Annotated in this window: 14 protein-coding genes and 1 pseudogene; 11 read left to right on the top strand and 4 right to left on the bottom strand. The window is 58.0% G+C overall.

All coding sequences use genetic code 11. The features are described 5' to 3' along the window. A partial coding sequence (locus tag NKH90_RS17825) for a hypothetical protein (RefSeq protein ID WP_352820205.1) occupies positions 1-254 on the top strand: 254 nt, incomplete at its 5' end. A 44-nt stretch (positions 255-298) separates the two neighbouring features. Here the strand turns inward: NKH90_RS17825 and NKH90_RS17820 are convergent. Continuing rightward, a pseudogene (locus NKH90_RS17820) lies at positions 299-1,087 on the bottom strand (site-specific integrase); the annotation flags it as partial. Between the two features lie 32 nt (positions 1,088-1,119). Here NKH90_RS17820 and NKH90_RS17815 point away from each other — a divergent pair. Both NKH90_RS17815 and NKH90_RS17810 read left to right on the top strand, forming a co-directional pair. Further along, positions 1,120-1,896: a hypothetical protein gene (locus NKH90_RS17815; protein ID WP_352820204.1), complete on the top strand. Its 777-nt coding sequence runs from the start codon at positions 1,120-1,122 to the stop codon at positions 1,894-1,896. Positions 1,897-1,974: 78 nt separating this feature from the next. Next, positions 1,975-2,592, top strand: coding sequence for a hypothetical protein (locus NKH90_RS17810; protein ID WP_352516200.1), 618 nt, complete (start codon positions 1,975-1,977; stop codon positions 2,590-2,592). Between the two features lie 107 nt (positions 2,593-2,699). Here the strand turns inward: NKH90_RS17810 and NKH90_RS17805 are convergent, their stop codons facing one another. Further along, complete coding sequence (locus NKH90_RS17805; RefSeq protein WP_352820202.1) at positions 2,700-3,998, bottom strand: hypothetical protein; 1,299 nt, start codon at positions 3,996-3,998, stop codon at positions 2,700-2,702. Between the two features lie 124 nt (positions 3,999-4,122). On the opposite strand from NKH90_RS17805, the gene NKH90_RS17800 reads away from it, so the two are divergent. The 5 genes from NKH90_RS17800 to NKH90_RS17780 are packed head-to-tail and all read left to right on the top strand — an operon-like array spanning position 4,123 to position 8,874. Further along, a complete protein-coding gene (locus NKH90_RS17800) occupies positions 4,123-4,419 on the top strand; it encodes a hypothetical protein (RefSeq protein ID WP_352508297.1) in 297 nt (98 codons plus the stop codon). Beyond that, entirely contained in the window at positions 4,409-4,999 is a 591-nt protein-coding gene (locus NKH90_RS17795; protein ID WP_352508298.1) for a type II toxin-antitoxin system VapC family toxin, read from the top strand. Before NKH90_RS17800 ends, NKH90_RS17795 begins: the two co-directional genes overlap by 11 nt. After that, complete coding sequence (locus tag NKH90_RS17790) at positions 4,996-6,375, top strand: hypothetical protein (protein WP_352820200.1); 1,380 nt, start codon at positions 4,996-4,998, stop codon at positions 6,373-6,375. Before NKH90_RS17795 ends, NKH90_RS17790 begins: the two co-directional genes overlap by 4 nt. Then, positions 6,365-8,026, top strand: coding sequence for an AAA family ATPase (locus NKH90_RS17785; RefSeq protein ID WP_352508300.1), 1,662 nt, complete (start codon positions 6,365-6,367; stop codon positions 8,024-8,026). Before NKH90_RS17790 ends, NKH90_RS17785 begins: the two co-directional genes overlap by 11 nt. Continuing rightward, complete coding sequence (locus NKH90_RS17780) at positions 8,023-8,874, top strand: HNH endonuclease (RefSeq protein WP_352508301.1); 852 nt, start codon at positions 8,023-8,025, stop codon at positions 8,872-8,874. Before NKH90_RS17785 ends, NKH90_RS17780 begins: the two co-directional genes overlap by 4 nt. A gap of 622 nt (positions 8,875-9,496) precedes the next feature. Here NKH90_RS17780 and NKH90_RS17775 read toward each other — a convergent pair. Further along, positions 9,497-12,106, bottom strand: coding sequence for a DEAD/DEAH box helicase (locus NKH90_RS17775; RefSeq protein WP_352516198.1), 2,610 nt, complete (start codon positions 12,104-12,106; stop codon positions 9,497-9,499). Beyond that, positions 12,103-13,158: a HamA C-terminal domain-containing protein gene (locus tag NKH90_RS17770; RefSeq protein WP_352508304.1), complete on the bottom strand. Its 1,056-nt coding sequence runs from the start codon at positions 13,156-13,158 to the stop codon at positions 12,103-12,105. The genes NKH90_RS17775 and NKH90_RS17770 overlap by 4 nt, the downstream gene beginning before the upstream one ends. A 253-nt stretch (positions 13,159-13,411) precedes the next feature. Between NKH90_RS17770 and NKH90_RS17765 the strand changes: the two genes are divergently transcribed. The 3 genes from NKH90_RS17765 to NKH90_RS17755 are packed head-to-tail and all read left to right on the top strand — an operon-like array spanning position 13,412 to position 17,922. Further along, positions 13,412-14,620 carry a T6SS phospholipase effector Tle1-like catalytic domain-containing protein gene (locus NKH90_RS17765; RefSeq protein ID WP_352508305.1) on the top strand — a complete coding sequence of 403 codons (1,209 nt, stop codon included), beginning with the start codon at positions 13,412-13,414 and terminating at the stop codon, positions 14,618-14,620. 48 nt (positions 14,621-14,668) lie between these two features. Next, positions 14,669-16,603 carry a gluzincin family metallopeptidase gene (locus NKH90_RS17760; RefSeq protein ID WP_352619023.1) on the top strand — a complete coding sequence of 645 codons (1,935 nt, stop codon included), beginning with the start codon at positions 14,669-14,671 and terminating at the stop codon, positions 16,601-16,603. After that, positions 16,585-17,922, top strand: a complete 1,338-nt coding sequence (locus tag NKH90_RS17755; RefSeq protein ID WP_352820199.1) for an MBL fold metallo-hydrolase — start codon at positions 16,585-16,587, stop codon at positions 17,920-17,922. Before NKH90_RS17760 ends, NKH90_RS17755 begins: the two co-directional genes overlap by 19 nt. The last annotated feature ends 30 nt before the right edge of the window (positions 17,923-17,952 follow it).

Raw genomic sequence — 17,952 nt, 5'->3', positions numbered from 1 at the left:
CTTGCTCGCTCCGCTGGCCTACACAGTTGATTGCGAACGACCCAGAACGGCTCTCGAAAACGAGCGTCGAACGAAATCAGATCACCGTTTGTTCTCCCTTAGCGTTGTTTGGCGTACTTTTATCGCGATGCCCTCTTGTGGGCCGTGCCATAACGCAGTTGATGATCATGCCTGACTACGAAGCGTCGGCCGCCGATAGTCTGGATACAGCGCTCGCTGTGCTCGATGAGGTATTGTTATCGCCTGAGATCTGACCGCCTCATCCCAGCGGACAAAACGGGGCAGGGAGGGGGGCTTTTCAGAGCCCGGACGCCTTGGTGAGATTGACGCGGAAACGATCGCGCCGGCGCTGATACTTTCGCGTCATCTCGGCCGAGGCGTGACCGAGCTGCTTTTGCACATAGCGTTCGTCGACCTCGGCCGAGGACGCGAGGCCGGCGCGCAGCGAATGGCCAGCAAACTTTTGACCGCGTTCGCCCTCCGACAGATCGCCACGCACGCCGGCTGCGAGCGCCGTGCGCTTGACCAGGCGTGCGACCTCCTGGTCGTTAAGCCGATCGGCGCCGACTCTTTTGTCTTGCCCTATTACCCTTCGGAACAAAGGGCCATGGCCGATCCGCGCCAGCTTCAGCCAGGTTTGCAGCGCGACCACCGGGCAGGTGGCGTCGGAGGAGCCGCGGCCGACCTCGACCTCGCGCCAACCGGTTTTGCCGCGCAGGGTCACCAGCACGCCCTTGTCAGGAAAAAACTCAATCCAGCCAGAAGAATCCTCGGTCTGGTCGCGACCAATGTCGAGGCCGACGATTTCGGATCGGCGAAGGCCGCCGGCGAAACCCAAAAGCAGCATGGCGCGGTCGCGCAGACCACGCAGCGTGCCGCGGTCGAGGGTCTCGAGCATGGCGATCAGATCCTCGGGCAGGATCGCTTCCTTCTGCCGGGGAGGGGAGGCGTGGGTGTTGCGAACGCCAGCCATCACCGTGGCGATATGCCGGTCCTTGCGGTCCAGCGGCTGGCCGCGCTGGGCAAAATTCCACGAGAGCGACGAAAGCGGGCGCTCGATGGTTGAAACGGTGTTGGGCCTTTTGTCGTCTCACCGAGTACATCGTTCGCCGAAAGGTCGTGCTCGATTTCATCGAGATCCTGCTGGAGAAGGTCCGCGACGATACGCGTGACAGCAGCTATCAGCGCGAAGACATTTTGCACTCGTTCATCTGTCCTCTGCGGGTCAACACCCTAGCCGATGGCGCCAGAAAGGTAGTGCCGGCGGCGTCGCACGACCTCTGGATCATCGATGAGCGATTGACCTTCGCCCAGTATTTCAGCTCGGATGAGGAATTCCAGAATCTCTCTGATGCAGTCGCCAGCGACGAGCGGCCGGATGTTCTGATTTTCGATCACGTACACGGCCTGCGCCAGACCGAGGATCCCTCGCGCGTGCTGCTCGTTGAGTTCAAGCGCCCGGGACGAACCAGCTATGCCGCGGACGAGAACCCCCAGCATCAGGTCGAGCGCTATGTGCGCCGGCTGCTTGAAGGGGGGAAGCTTGACGTCAAGGGGCGCCCCATAAAGCTGAAGGAGGACACGGTTTTCTATTGCTTCATAGTTGCCGACATCGTGGGCAAAATGGACGACTGGACCTATTCGTGGGACCGCACTGCCGACGGGAGAGGGCGCTACTACCAGCCCCGTTCGGGTTTTAAAGGGTCGATCGAGCTCATCGGGTGGGACACACTCCTCAGTGACGCCAGAGAGCGGAATCAGGCATTCTTCGATCGCGCCGGCATTTCTGGAAAGAGCTTCTTTGTGGAAACGCAGGAAACATCCCATCAGCGTCTTCGGGCCGAGGACGAACACGCTGCAAACGCGATCTCACTAGCTGACGCGGCAACGGTTTGATCGTCGTCTCTCCACCGTGCTGCCAGATAGCTCGAGTCCGATGAACGCTGCGGGATTTTGTGTTTGAGGGGAGACAAGATGGGCTTGATGAATCTCAGTGACCGCGAGAAACAGGCTATTGGAGCCATCGACAGCGGGGCGCTTCACGACCTGGTTGACCAGGCCATCAGGTCAGAGCAACTCGGAAAACTCAGCAATCTACCGCTCTACAACTGCGGAGAATACGTGGCCACCAAGCTCCGATACTTCGATCAAGCGCTTGCGGCATACAGGATCGCGAAATCTGCGAAGAAGCGGGAAGGAATTCTACATTCTATTCGTAAAGCCGGCAGTGATCTGACTTTTGCATTCGGTCAGATGAAGCAGCGCTTGGAGGTCGAGGAACGCGAAAGCCAGTTGTTCTTCATCTACGATCCGACGATTGCTCCGTTTCGTCTGACCCAGGACATGCAGGTTCGTGTCAGCTACAAGTGGCGCCGAACGATCGAGGATGAGTGGACTTCCGGTTCCATCATCTTCAAACACAAGGTCCAGCCCCGTTTCGACTATCATACGATCGCTCAGCCCAAGTCTAAGGGCAAGCCGAGCGCCAGGGAAGCTTGCGGAGGACCGCGAGACCGACCTGCTACGCGAATGGGAGCACCTCGAGCAGCTGGCTCATTGGTCAGTGCGCGACTATTTTCGGGCGGGTCATGACAGGGGGGGTATCCCCGGTGAGTTTGAGGTCAGGCTCGGTGACGGTGACCACCTGAACAATTTCAGCGCTGATTTCTGGGGGGGCAAAGCCAACACTTGAAGCTTAGTCAGCTCTCCATGGCCTTTTCTGCCGCAAATTTGCCAGCTCTCCACGTGTTGTGGACGAGCCAGTCTTCGGCAAGAAAGAACTCTCCACCCAGCACCTCAGCCCCCTCGGTCACGAGGCGCCGCTTCATTGCATCCTCGCCTACGATCGCCGTCTTGGCGTTAGAATACGGTGCGGCATCTGGGACGGGATGAGGGTACTTTATCACCCACTTGAATTGCCCCTGTGGGTATGCACTTTGGATCTGGTCGCGACGGGCCGCGGGGCTGCGGGAGAAACCGACCTTAATGATGGCGCGGCCATCAACGTCGGCGGGTGAACGCCCGAGATAGGCCGATGTATCGCCGCTGAGCTCCAATATGTAGAGATGCTTGGGGCCATCGGTTTCGCCAACCCAGTACGGTTCGGTCGCGGGTGGGATCGCGCGACTTGGCGACAAAGCGGACTCGAGCGTCTGGATTGTGCCGTTGACGCGGCTCCCTTGGCCATAGACGGGCACCTCATAGACATCGAGTTGCATGAGATGCTCGGCTTCAACTGGGTCAACCTGGACACCACTAGATCCGATGTATTCGGCGTGCGCGCTCGCATACGCGGCTGGAAACAACTGCTCGACAGGTTTCCAATCCTCCTGGACGATCCGCCATGCGCGGGTTGCCTGCACGGCGAACAGCCATTTGCCTCTCGAGGCAGGGTCCATTTCCTTCTCGGCCCAGCGGTCGCCGGCGATGAACTGACTGGCATGGCCGGCGTTGTGGGAAACCTCGAGGAGGCCCACGACCTTGCCCCGCATCTCCTCGGGCCCCTTGCCCTTGGTGACGTAGATCGCCACCAATGCATTGGGAGTGGATAATCTCAGATAGCGGTTGCGCTTGGCCTCGTCGGCAAAGCCGATGCAGCCCCAACTCGCGGGGTCAAACCCCCAAAAAGAGGTCAGCCAAATATCACGGCCGCTCGGAAGTCTGTCGACGTCAGGAGCCAGGTCTGGAATCGATCGCCAGTCGAAGGCGAAGACCTCACGTTGTGCGGCATCGATGTCGATATCGCCCAAGGCTCCGCGGATATACGCCATGGCGTCAGGCTCCGGATGCCTCTCGCCGCGCTTGACTAGAATCGTCGTGAGCGGCGGCAGTCCGCGATCATGCAAAGCGTGCAGGACGACCTCCAGATTCTTGCCCAGACCGCGACCTGTCGGATGGTTCCAACCGACGGCGTCCCCCACCTGCTGATATGTCGCACGCGTTTGCCGCACCGCTTTTTCCGCAAGGAAGCGTGCAATTTCGGCTTGCATAGAATCCATCGATCCCCCAATCGATCACTATGGTAAGTGTGCTTCAGGTGCCTACGTCCCGAAGGCCAGCGGCTACTAAGCCTTGCTTATGCGTTCAACGCAATCTATATTCTGTTGAACACAGGAGGTTCCGATGGCCGCGCAAACACGGACCGCTTCAGAAAGCGAAGCAAAGGTCGCATCGACCCGCAATAAGCTTGTACTCGAGCAAGCGAAAGCCGCCGGACTGCTCGGCGCGGCGAAGAATACCCGTCTTTCGGGGCGAGTGCCTTCGGAGTTGATCGAGGCGGCCAAGAAGCGCGCTCATGTCACCTCGGACACGGAGCTGTTGGAATTGGCGCTGTCGCGCCTGGCTCTCGAAGATGACTTTGGCGCCGGCTTGGTCGGACGCAAGGGCAGCATCCCGGCGGACATAGATCTTGGGTTTTGATCTTTCCGAGGCCCTCCGATCGCTCAAGCCGCAAAAGTACACCGGAACGCTGGAGCGTAGGGCCGATGATGATCTCCCATGGGTTGCAAACGAACCCGCGATCGGGGGACCAGTGTTTCTGGATACGTGCGTCTATCTGGATGTCCTGCAAGGACGAGCACCGGTTGAAGTCGATACGCTGCTTACCTATCGCCGATGCCACCATTCCGCGGTCTGCCTTTCTGAGCTGACCCACGCCTTTGGCCGGCTCGACCCAAAGCATGCCTCCACAAAAGCTGTCCTCGAGACAATCAAAGCCACGGTGGAGGACATTCCGGACCACCGTCTTCATGACCCGGATGCAGCGATGTGGGGACAGGCCGGTGTGTTGGCTGGCTTGCTCTGCCGGCTGAGCAATCTGCCCAAGGGGGAGGGGCACGAGCGCCGCTTCGTAAATGACGCCCTCGTATTCCTGCAGGCGCGTCAGTTGGGGGCGGGCGTGCTGACCGGCAACGTCCGCGATTTTGATTTCCTTACCCAGATTCTGCCGACCGGACGGATCATTCTCTATCGAGCTCCGCCGGGACCGCAGACATCATGAACGTCACGGTCGGCCCTCCTGTCGATATTCTCCACGAACTGGAACAGCTGGGTCGGGCGCCGGCGACTGACGTTAATCACCTGCAGAACACTCCGGCGTTTCTGCGTTTTGCGGAGTTATGTCAAACTCGATACCCCCAGATTAGATCTGGCTCCATGCTGCGACTTTCGCTTGCCTCAGCATTGCGGCAGCTCGGCTTGGCCTGTCTCGTCGGTGGCCAGGGTTCTGGGTTGGCAGCGAGTGCGGCCGAAATATCGGATGGCCTCGACAAAGCCATCCGGAGCACGGCACCGAGGCGACTGCACCTGTGCCCGCTCGATCTGGCATCGCGCCTTCCGACGATCTCCTTCGGTCCAAATCAGGTGCGGTGCTTTTCGGCGACGGAGCTTGAGGAGCTTTTCGACGTTTTGCGTCTTCATCGGGCGAACCAGAACTGGTCGTTCGATAGCAAACGCTTCTCCGAGTTCAATTGGCTCGTCGTCGACGAGAAGGTTTCCCACGACGACATGGGTCCCGACGGGAGAACACTGCCCGGCCTGTTCGTGAATCTTAGCCAGGATTTTGGACGAATCGAACCGCACAAAACTAGCCTCCCTTCATCTGTCGAAGCTGCGCTTTTTGGACTCCTCACAATCCCCTGGGAGCAGATCGCTGAATACAAGGACATGGAATGGCGTGGTTTTAGAGTTCCTTGGGTCTACACCGTCGACTCTGACGTGTTTGCTCGTCGGGTTCCGCCACCTTCTCCAGACAGCCTGAGCTGGGAGCCTGCATGGCAGTTCGATGTCAATGGCGACGAGCATGAATATGAAGCGCCGGTCGCCTATCCGCTAAATGATGACAGCGACAGCGCAATTACCTGGCTGACCGACGACGCGTGGAGTGACATTGTAGCGGCGCGCCGGACGACGTTGTTCGACCGTCCTGTTGCGCACTTCTTTGTCCGTGGATTTCAATCAGAAGCCATCGACGAGTTTCTTGCCCATATTTCAACGATCGAGGCGGCGCTCGGCTTGCCTTTGGACCATGACCCACGCGCCCGAAAAAAGATCGAAGGAAAGAATCCCGGCGCGACGCGCCGGGCCACGCTTCGCATTTCCGGACTGCTCAACGATGGTTCGTTTGGGAACGCCTATTCCAAGCTTTTCGGGCTTAGGAGCGATTTCCTACACGGGAGGCCGATGGCGGACATATCCGGGAACGATAGACGAAGTGCCAGAGAACTCGCTCGCAAGGTGGTGTGCGGGCTTATTGGCGCCGTATCGTCGGATCCGATGGTGAACCGCGAACAACTCCTTGATGGCTTCCTGGATAGGGGGAGCCAGCTAAGCCAGCACGGCGGACCGCCCGCAAGTGAGGCTGCCCATGGCCATTAGCGTCTTGCCCCCGAGCCGCCAGGGCGTGCAGAGTTTTGCAACAAAGTTCGCGCTGCAGCAGGACAGATGGAACGATTTTTCCTTCATGACGCTGTATCACCTCTACTATCAGGTCGAGGGAAGCCCTCCTACTTTGATCGGGCCGGTCAAGATTCTACGGCGAGGCCAAACCACGCAAGACGGCATCCTGATCACCGAACCATTCGACCGCCTTCCGCCTGACTTCGGCTCTGTTGGCAGCTCACTCGACTATTACCAGCGGCTCAATGAGATTGCTGGGGAGGACCGAGATGAGATTCTGGGCTCGTTGAACGACGTCGTTGCCAACTCGCAACTAGAGCCGCTATTCAGCCAGGAGGAAGGCTGGCGAATATCTCTGTTCCGCGACAATCCGGAACCCGAGGGCTTCCTTTCCGATGCTAGACAGATTCACTCTCGCAATGCCAGCGAGGTTCCAGACCTCCATCTGTCGTTCACATTCCATCCGGCCGGATGGGCGGCGCCGATCCAGCTCTATTTCGATGCGCCGAGCCCACTGTTTTATTTCGGCCCGACACGCGAACTTGGCCCCAGCAAGCGCAAGGTCTTGCTCCCACGGCGAGTGATGGTGCTGATTGGACGCAACGGATCGGGCAAGAGCACCTTCCTATCGCGCATCGCACGGGTCGCGTTTGCGTCGCCATCGGACAGAACGTGGCCTCAGTTGACCGCCGTCGGCGTGTTCGATCCACCGTCAATTGGCTTCATGCGCATTATCGCGGTTTCGTACAGCGCGTTCGAGAACTTCTCCGTGCCCGGGTTGTATGAGACTGAGCTCGAGCAGATCGCATCGGACATGGAGAGGGGAGGCGGTCGCTACGTCTACGCCGGCCTTCGCGACGTCGTTGCCGAAGTGCGAGAGCAATTGTCATCCGCACGGGCCAAGCCGACGGACGTGGATGAAAGAACTGTCCTGGACATCGAGGATCGACGATCGAGTACGAAACTGAAGTCGCTCGAGCAGCTCGCTGACGAGTTTGTTCGCCTAATCGGGCAGATCGCGGAGCATGGAGATGATGCGCTGTTCGATGCTGCTCTTGCGCTGGTGCTCGCCGACGCCTCGTTTGCCGATGTTGCCGGGACGGATCGACAGGCTCTGCTTGGTGCCAATCCCCGTTCAAGCTTTCTCGGATGGAGCACAGGCCACAAAATCACGATGCATGCGATCGCCTCGCTGGTGGCACATACGACGAGAAAATCCCTCGTGCTCTTCGACGAGCCTGAGACACACCTTCATCCCCCGCTCATTGCAGCGGTCATGCACGCCTTGAGATTGGTACTGGAAGAAAAGAACGCGTTCGCAATCGTGGCAACGCATTCACCGGTGATCCTCCAGGAGACGTTGGCACTGCACGTGAGGGTCATAAGGCGGATCGGATCGGAATTTGAGGTCTTTATCCCGCCACGAGAGACATTCGGCGAGAACGTGGGAACCTTAACCCACGATACCTTCGGTCTGACTTCTGCCGCGACAGACTTTCATGGGATTCTTGATCTACTCATTCAGGCACACAATACAATCGAGGACGTGAACCAGCATTTTCGGCCGGGCCTTAGCGGGCAGGCGCTCGCATACGTGCTTGCGGGCCTCGCCCGGAAGGCTCGCCAGTGAGAACCCTGCCATGTCCTTCTCGCGAGGAGGCGCAAGCCTACCTCGTGCGCGCTATCGAGACCTACGTTCACGCCGGTATTGCGAAAGGCTATGCTGCGACCCAAGCTGAGATCGACAGCGTGATTGCCATCTACGACGCTTATGACGCGGGTTTGGGGGGCCCCGCGGAAATCCTAAAGGGCGGCGCGCTTCTTCAGCAGTTTCGCGACGCGATCTATAGCGGGTATGACTTCACCCAAGCGGGTGGCAAGTTAGCGTCGGTTCGAGCGTCGCTAATGGCAGGAATTGAGCTGTGCCCGATATGTGGAATTGCACCGCCGCGCCAACTGGATCACCATCTTCCGCGGTCAGATTACCATCCGTTGGCTGTTTATCCTCGCAATTTGGTGCCCCTTTGCCAAGAGTGTAATCAGTCGAAGAGCAAATCGGCTGCCCTAGAGCCTGCCCAGCAGTTCTTTCACCCCTATTTCGAAGCGGTTCCGGATACGTCATTCTTGCGAGCCGGCGTCACAATTGAAGGGGGCGGCCTGGTTGCTACGTTTGACATTGATCCAGCCGCTCCAATCGAAGCGCTAGTTAGCTCGCGCCTCTCATTTGTCTTGCAGCGCCTGAAACTCAACGAACGCTATGCGCGGGAGATCAATATCTATCTGACCAGTCAGGCGACCGCAGTTAGAATCCTGTTTGATAGTGCTGGCGCTGAGGGTGTCCGCAGCTATCTTCTTGCACAGGCAGATGTGGAGAGCCGAGAGTTTCACCTCAATCACTGGCGGCCCGTTCTGCTCCGAGCACTTGCAGCCCATGTCGGGTTCTGCGGTGGGGAATTTGCAGAGGTATTGCCAGCTTGATCCAAACAGTTCCCTTTTCGATCATGTCCGGCTTCCCGCGACGGCTGACCAGATCAGTTAGCTCACGTGCCACCCGGCGATCGGAGATCGAGCGAACACTTCGGCTTCTGACGGCCGCAACGGCGAGGTCGGAGCGTGGCGCTTCTCTACCGTCCGACTGGAACGACTTGGTGGTGTAAGATCAACGGGCGCAGTTCACCTCTCCTGTGATAGGTCTCTCGGCAATTGCTGTCATACGGCCGATTGGAAGATTGCTTCATCTCGCCCGGCGCATCCATGTCTAGGTCCGCGAGACGCGTTCCGATTGCAGCCGTGATCGCAGCGAATGCCGAAGCGAAGTTGCCATCAAATACGTATCCGAGCATACCGCCATGCTTGACGCGCTTGCCATACTGGCCCGTATGAATCGCATCATTCCCCGGGTGACTGCCAACCTTAAGCCTTAAGCCACACCTTCCCTCATAGGCACAGGAGCCGCCCCGGCACTTCTTGACGGGTGGCCCAGACAGGCCCCGGTGGCGGTAAGCGTCGAATTCCGATGCGCCCGTTTCTGGCCTCTGCAATGAGACCGCCAGGCAAGTTGGATGAGGGGCTGACAAGGCCTTTGGCCAAATAAGGCTGCCTAAGCGAAATTCTCCAATTCTATCAGCCCCAAGCTGAGCATCTCGTCGACGATCACCGAACTGATTTGGAGTTGAGTCACGTCTAGTTTGCGCAACCAGTCCCGCGCGTGCTGGACGCTCAAATCGGAGTTTGGGAAATGAGGCTCAAGCGCAGCGGCAGCGATCCGCGAAAGTCCAAGTTCCATGAAAGACCAACCAGACCTCGTACATACACCGAGCTCAAGCGCCAGTGAGAAGTCAAAGATTTCTTTGATCCGCGCTTCGAATCCGCAGTGCCGCAATGCCAAGGCCAGGACATCAATGTAGGCTTTTCCGAGTTGCACATACCGGAAGCGGATGACGTCCTCAATGAGGTCGAACTCCTTACGGATCACATCATTGATGTCGATCGGTTTCGGCCGACGTTTGCGTGACTTCGCATTCGATGCAATTTCATCCTCATAGGCCTTGATCTTTTTCGCAAGGGTTCGCTCTTCGCGCCGGATAGCGTCGGCAAGAAGAACGGGGTAGGGCGTGCCCTGCATCCATTTGACCGCGACGCCGGCGACCAATGCGGGGAACCTGCTGGCGGACAGATTCACCAGCCTCTGTGCACGCATGAAAATCGACTCATACGCTTTACGCGCCGGTAGATAGTCGTGCGGGTTGACTGGGATCAATCCGTCGATTTCGCCGGCTACGATCTTGCTGACCAATTCATTGAACAGGCGTTTCAACCCGAAAGGATCTACGGTCCAGTTTGTGGACAGCAGCGTCGCGGGCAGGCCGATCCCATCGCTCGCAGCTTGGGCCGCGACGACTAGGGCGTCGCGATCTTTTGCCGCGAACGAGGACAGGGATCGTGACGCAAAAAGAGCCACGTCGCCTCTGGCGGCTCTTGCTATGAGCAGGCCCGCAGCGGCGCGAACCTTCCCCGCCACCTCATCGCCAGGTACCATCCTTGGCAGTTCGCCGGCCAGAGCTTGTAGTATGGCGGATCCATGGTCGGCGGCGGCCTTTCCGAATGCAGGTTCGATCCGGTAGCCGACGAAGCTGTTCATCGGCTTATCCGGCCACTCGTCGTAGTCAACGAGAAAAACATTTCCAACGATGTCGGCCTTCATCCGACCTGCGCGTCCCGCAAAATTCCATAGAGCTGCCGGATCCAGCCGCGAGTTAGTCCCCCGCGTAGGCGTGTCGATGAAAACGTTGCGGGCGGGAAGGTTTACGCCTTGAAAAAGGGTCGTGGTACAAGCAAGGAATTTCAGCGCGCCGGACTTGAAGGCACTCTCAATAGACTCCCGCAGCAGCGTGGGCATCTTACCGTAGTGAAAGGCTACGCCACGCCGGACCAAGGCGGCGAGAGCATATCGGGGATGGATGTGCTTTTCAATGAACTGCGCCAAATCTTCGAGCACCTTATCGCCGCTATCTCGGCAATCTTGGTGTAGCTGTAGTGCGACTGTTTCGGCGTCCTTGGGTCCCGTCGCATACACCAGAGAACCGCCTGTGCGTCCGAGCTCCAGCGCGACCGCTGCGAGACGGCTGGCGGGGTGGTCAAACCCTCGATGGCTCTGAACCACGCCTAACGATGTCGAGCCAAGAGCGGTTAGGAGTCGCAGACTGAGGGTCCTCGGCTCGGCCGCCCGGCTCACGAGGATGCGGTTCTGTATGACGGACGGCAGAAGCGAAACAGATGCTTTCAGTCCCTTCAGGCCGATGGAATCGGCGACGGTTTCGAAACCTTCCGCACCCGGCGCCAACAGGACCAGACGAGTGTCAGCCCGTCGGGCAATTGCCTGTTCGAGGCATTCCTGCAGGATCATTCCCCGGGCGCCGTCCGAAAAATTCTGCGCCTCATCGACGATCACCAAGTCGAAATCTATAGTTGAGACCGCCAGCAGAACTTGCAATCTTTCCTGGGTCAGAACGAATATTTGACGCTCGGGGGCCGCAGGGTCGATCGTTGGCACCGTCGAAACGCGAATGCCGACTTCATCGTTTAGCCGGCGCTGGATCGAGGCATAGACTTCCGAGAGAAGCGCACGTGTGGGCGCGACATAGACCGCCCGGAAGATGGCGGACCGTTCTGCGGTCCTGCAAAGGTGCTCGATGACTAGAAAGGACTTACCGGCCGATGTCGGCGCGGAAATAGCCAGCGCCGTATCCTGGCCAAGCCGATCCCAAGCACGTTTCTGGAAATCGGTAAGGGCAATTCGCTCGCTGCCGACGTCGATGCCATTTACCTCGCGTGAGATCGCCGCCCGTAGGGCCTGCCGAATTGTGGCGACTGGCTCATGCCGGGCTTCCGCGTACGTTAGGGCGGGGAAATTGCCTAGATCGGTCAAAAGGCGAAGGCTGGCGTCCACTGGAATGTCGTCGCGACCGATAAGAAGGGCGCCCAACGAGATCGCCTGGGCAAGCGCCCGCAGGGTCTCGTCGTCGGTCTGGGCGAACACCCCGGCGCAGTACATCAGGCGTAGTACATCCTGCCGATCCATCCCGCCACGGCGCGACTCTATCGTGTGGGGAAGTGTGGCAAAGGCGGCTTCCGCCTGAAGACGGTCGAAGTCGGATCGGAAGGCCTGGTGGGTCTCAAGCCGACGGGAAAGGTCCAGGGCGAAGGTCATGCGTCGGTGCTCTCGACCGGCGCGACGACGTCGAGATCCTCCGCCGACCCGGGTGCGTTCTCCTCCTCATCTTCAGACGCGGCTGGAATATCTTCGTGAGGAGGCTCCACTCCCATCGCCCGGTAAAAGGCTTTGCGAAGCACATTGACGTCCGGAACCGCCACAAGGAACAAAAGGGTCTTCGCGGTGTCAGCTCCTGATGCCTTGATATGCTTATTCGCCGCGCTGCGATGCCGTTTGTGATCTGTTCGGTAGAGGCCCGCGAAATGCTCCTCGTGCGCGTCCACGGGACCATCGGAGACGGGCAATTTGGCATTGAACCGGCGTTCGGAATAGCAGATCACTCCGACAGAACGTTCGCGTCTCGGTAGATCGGGTTTGCCGACGATGTCGAAGAAATCGAGCGCCGCTTCTCGGGCCGCGCCCTCCAGAGAGTCCAAATGCCCAAGGTCCGATACTAACTCATATTCGCGAAGGTACTGTTTCCGGTTGGCGAGAAATCCCGCGGCGGATTTGGCATAGTCCTTAAGGCCGGCGTTGGCGCTCCCGGCGAGCTTCGATTCCAGGAAAAAGATTGTCAGGGCGTCGCCTTCAAAAGTTGCGTGGATCCCGTCTAGGCCGTGGACCGGCATATTAGCGGAGGTTTTGAGCGCCATCTTTGCCGCGACCTGTGCCGCTGAAAGATGATGCTGAACGACGCAATAGGCGAGCACCTCGCCCAGTTCGCTAGCGCGCGACGGGCTGGTGGCGTTGAAGGTGATGAAGACGTCCCGCACGGCCTGATGCACCCGGGCGATCAATGTGAAATCCTTCTCGATCGCCGCCGTGTACTCGAGCCGCCGCTTTCGCGGCAGGGCATAGTACATGCACTGGCCCCACAGAAACTCCGCAAGGGCATCGATCTGCGGCTCGTCTTCGTTGAAACGCACATGAAGTAGTGCAGTCCGTGGCCCGTCGCCCTCGCATGGCGCGTCGTGCGCGACGGCGCAGGCGACATGCGCGCCTAACTTCGATGGATTGAGGAGGCTAGAGATCGCCTTTTGGATGTTCATGCCGGTGTTGCTGTCCAGGAAATAACTTGCACGCAGTGATTCGGATTACAGAATTCTAAAGGAGCGCAACAATTATCGCACTTCTATTCGCGATATGCTTCCGACCTGAGGCCTGTATTCGCAGGAAATGCGAGCCCCAAACGGAGTTTAGACTGCTTCGGGGAGGGCCCGACTCGAAAAACCGTGCTAGATGAAAGAAGTTCGAAGTCGTCCAGTTTAGTCTAGATACATCAGTGCGGGAGCGTAAAACAAGGTGGGGAAAAACATTGTCGTCTGCTGCGACGGTACGGGCAACCAGATCGAGCGCAATCTCTCGAACGTTTTGAAACTGTTCCGCATCCTGAAGAAGAATGAGGAACAGCGCGTCTATTACGACGCTGGCGTAGGCACGATCGGCGCCAGCAACGCATGGGCCCGTTGGCGGCAAAACACCAAATCGGTGTTTGAACTGGCCACGGGATATGGGCTCGACGCTGAAATCGCGGGCGCCTACGCATTCATCTGCCGGCACTACGTCGAAGGGGACGCAATTTTCCTCTTTGGCTTCAGCCGCGGTGCCTACACAGTCCGCGCCGTTGGGGGCCTGATCCACATGATCGGCCTGCTGCAGCCGGATCAGCTTAACATCGTTCGATATGCTGTAAGCTCCTATAAGCAGGCCAGCGACGAGAACGACCTAAACGTCGCCTGGCACTTCTCCAAAGTCTCTGGAGCCCGAGACGCTCGTATCAAATTTCTTGGTGTCTGGGATACGGTTGCGTCGGTCATCGTGCCGCGAAGGGACCGACTTCTGCCCCAGCTCCAGACACTGCCACATACAAGGACCAACCCGAGCGTCGAGGTCTTTCGCCACGCGATTGCGATCGATGAGCATCGTCGCATGTTCCGGCTGAACCGGTGGGTCGAACCACAGCCGTTTGTCGAAGATCCTTTCGACAAAACTGCGCCAGCAAAAGAGCAAGATATCAGGCAAGTCTGGTTCGCCGGGTGTCATTCGGATGTTGGTGGTGGCTATCCTGAAGAGGACGGCGCTATCTCTAAGTTTCCGCTCGACTGGATGATTGATGAAGCCACGGCGTTTGGACTGCAGATCAACTCTCGGATGCGGGAGCGCCTCGTCTTCGGAACAGGGGAGGGCGAGGGGAAGATGAACTTCGTGGGCCCGAATCCACTTGGGGCCGTGCACGATTCAGTGACGTGGGGCTGGAAGCCGCTCGAGTGGATTCCAAAATCGGTCAAATTGCGTGAATGGAAGCGAAAATCCGCCCTCGGTTTCTATCTTCCGCAGGCCGAGCCTCGCATGATCGAGAAACAGGAGCCGCGGCCGTTTGTTCATCAGTCGGTTCTGGATCGGAAGGCAGCCATCTTGGGATATAAGCCAGAGAATTTTCCAACGGCGTTCGATGTTGAGCCTTATGGTGACCTTATGAAAGATCGCCTGGCAAAAGAAGCCGGCAGTTAGGGTAGAGAGTCGTAACGTCTCCAAGTTCACGATTGCAGGGGGATGCAGATGGCGAAAAAGAGCAGTCCCGTTAAGAAGGGTGAAAAGGCTGTCGCGGTGGCCCTGTCACCTGCTGAGACGCGAGACGTCTACGCCTCTCGACGGTTCCTGGATGGGGTGACGCAGAAGAAGCTCGGCCTCAAGGTCCGCTTCGACACATATTACAAGGACCCCCTTGTCGCGAAGAATAATCCCGGCCTGGAAATCGATGACGATTTTTATGTGCCTTGGGAGCCACGCATTGGCGACGGCCCCACAAGTGCGAGGTTCGCTATTGTCGATTACGACAGCACCAGAAATACGTTGGAAGAACCGGCCAAATGGAGCGTCGGCGAGAAGGTTTTTCTCGATCCGAAGGGGCGTAGGATCGATCGAGCGTTAAAAGAAACCGCTCACTTCCGCCAGGTCAGCACTTGGGCAATTCTGCAAAGCACACTTGATTTCTTCGAGAGCCCAAGCGGCCTCGGCCGGCGCATCTCTTGGGCGTTCGAAGGCAATCGGCTTCTGGTCACGCCAAATGCCGGTTACGGCGCAAATGCCTATTATGATCGCCAGAGCAAATCGCTCCAGTTCTACTATTTTGACGACGACAACGGTCAGCGTATTCACACCTGCTTGTCCAGCGATATCGTCAATCACGAGTTTGGTCATGCACTGCTGGATGGCATTCGGCCTTATCTTCTGGAAGCGGTCTCACCACAGACAGGTGCCTTTCACGAATTCCTGGGGGACTTGACCGCAATCTTGATGACGCTGCGGAACAATTCGTTCCGTAAGGAGCTTGCGGCCAGGACCAAGGGCCACTTGAAGACGAAATCCGGTGACGAACTCATCGCATCTGTCGCCACAGAGTTCGGCAACGCCGTGTCAGGACAACCATACCTTCGTAGTGCGGGTAACGAGCATTTTCTGGGCGAATACAAGGATGAGATCGAACCTCACGCGCTCTCGGAGGTGATGACCGGAGCGATGTTCGACATCTTCGTTGCCTTGACCGAGCAATATCTCAAACGAGAGCGCAGCGACGGGGAGACACACACTCCGGCTCAATCGCTACAATATGCGGTCGCTCAGATGCAGATAATTGCCATCCAGGCGCTTGATCTTTTGCCGCCAGTCGAGGTTACGTTCAACGACTACGCGCGCGCTGTCTTGCGCAACCTCGCGATCGCAAACCCAACTGATCCCACGAACTATCGCGAGATGATCGCGGACATTTTCGTCCACCGCGAGATCATGACCGCAGAGGAGAGAACCGACCTACTGGTGCGCGCGCCCTTGTACGATCGGATGCCAGGAACAATTTCGCACGACCCGGAGCTTATCGGGAGTTCGCGTGCAGCGGCCTATCGCTATCTCGATGACAACCGCGACAAGCTCTTCATTCCCGACCATGTCGACATCATGGTCGATGAGGTCTTCACCTCCGAGAAGATGGTCGGTCCAGGCCTCTTCCAGCCCAAACAGATCATCCTCCAATATCTGTGGCGCGAGAACTTGGCGTTAGCGGGCACGCAGTTTGGCTCCTTTAGTGGCAAGACGACCAGCCTGCTCTGTGGCGGGACGATGGTCTTCGACGTCAATGGCAGCCTGCTTTATTGGGCGCGCAAGCCAGGCAGCGAACCCTTTGCCACCGCAAGCGTGGCGATGGAGAAGATAAAATCGCGCAAAAAACTCTTTGGCACCGAGCAGGTGGCCTTGGCTGAACTCGAGGCTGGCAAGCAGCGCAGGCAGGAGTATCTCGATGCACTTGCCAGACGCATCGAGGAGGGGATGGTTGGTGAAGAACTTGCCGGCCCCGAAGGTCTTGTTGGAAGCCTTACACCGCCACTGATCGCGCGCGAAGTTGACGGCTCAGTTCGGTTTGAGCTCTCGCCGCACTTTCATGTTTACGATGCCGATGATTCCAGCCTGGGAGCGCTTAGATGGCAAATGAGCTCCTGATCCGCCTTTATGATGTCGGTCTGGGCGACTGCATCTATGTTCGCATCCCCGGCAAAACCGACAAGAAGGAAGATGCATTCCATATGCTGATCGACTGCGGCACCTGGAGCGAAGGGAAGCTTCTTGCCGCAGCGATGAAACAGGTCGAGAGCGAGTTGCCAGACGCACAGGACGGAAAAAAGCGGCTCGATCTTGTCGTTGTCACGCACGAGCACAAGGATCACATAGCGGGCTTCGATCCCAAGCTATTCGAGAACATGAAGGTCGGCGCGGTTTGGATGAACTGCGCCATGGATCCCAAACATCCGCAGGCGGGAAAGACCCGAAAAATTAGAGGGGTCGCTGAGCAGGCCATGCGGGGGCTTGCCGCGCTTGGGCCGAGTCTGAGCCCTCGCGCAAGCGAGCTCTTGTCAGTTTTCCAGATTGACAACAAAGGCGCCATGCAGACCTTGCGCAAGACGCTGCTCGATGGCGGAGAGCCGACCTATGTGCATGCCGGCGAAACCAACGAAACACATGGCATTGAACTCCATAAAGCGAAAATCAACATCCTTGGCCCGGAGGCTGATTTCGATCGTTATTATCTCGGCGCGACCGCTCAGCGAACATTGAAGGGCGTGCTGGGAGCGGCCGCGTTCGACGCGGAAAAAGAGTTTGATGCCACTGCAAAAGCGCAAGAGCCGCCTTTGCCCCGCAATATCAGCCCGGCCTCTTTTCGCGCCCTTCGTGCCCGCATGCAGTCGAACGCTTTGGCATTCGCGGAACTGGATGGCACTTTGAAAAACAATTCCAGCATCGTTCTGCTGATCGAATGGAACAAGAAGCGCCTGCTGTTTATCGGGGACGCCGAATGGCACGGCGACTTCAAAGAGGGCAAGATGAATGGCTCATGGAACGTGATGTGGAACGAGCGCCGAGATCTGCTCGGCAAAACAGTCGACTTCCTCAAGATCGGCCATCATGGCAGTGAAAACAGCACACCCTGGGACATGGGCAAAGGAAAGCCCAGCGAAGCGACTGCGATCCTGGATGCAATCCTGCCGGTACCGGCGGCCGGCCAGCAGTCGAAAGCGACAGCGGTCGTGTCGACCGAACGAGGGAAATACCGCACGATTCCGCGCGGCCTGTTAATGACGGAAATTGCTCGGCGGGTTGGCGATACCCGAATTTACAAGCCTGATCTCGAACACTTCAAACCGAAGGATCCCGCGGACTTTGAGACCTATGAGAGGGAATGGCTGGATAAAGCTCAGCCATTACGCACTGACTTCGAGCGGATTAGGGAAGGAAAGGGCTTTATCGACGTGGTTTTGAGCTGACAATTACGGCGTGCACGCTGGCCAATTTTG

Source organism: Mesorhizobium sp. M0898, from assembly GCF_040319695.1.
Taxonomy (GTDB): Bacteria; Pseudomonadota; Alphaproteobacteria; order Rhizobiales; family Rhizobiaceae; genus Mesorhizobium.
The sequence above is the reverse complement of the archived record's forward strand: the minus strand, read 5'-3'. Positions and strand labels throughout refer to the sequence as shown.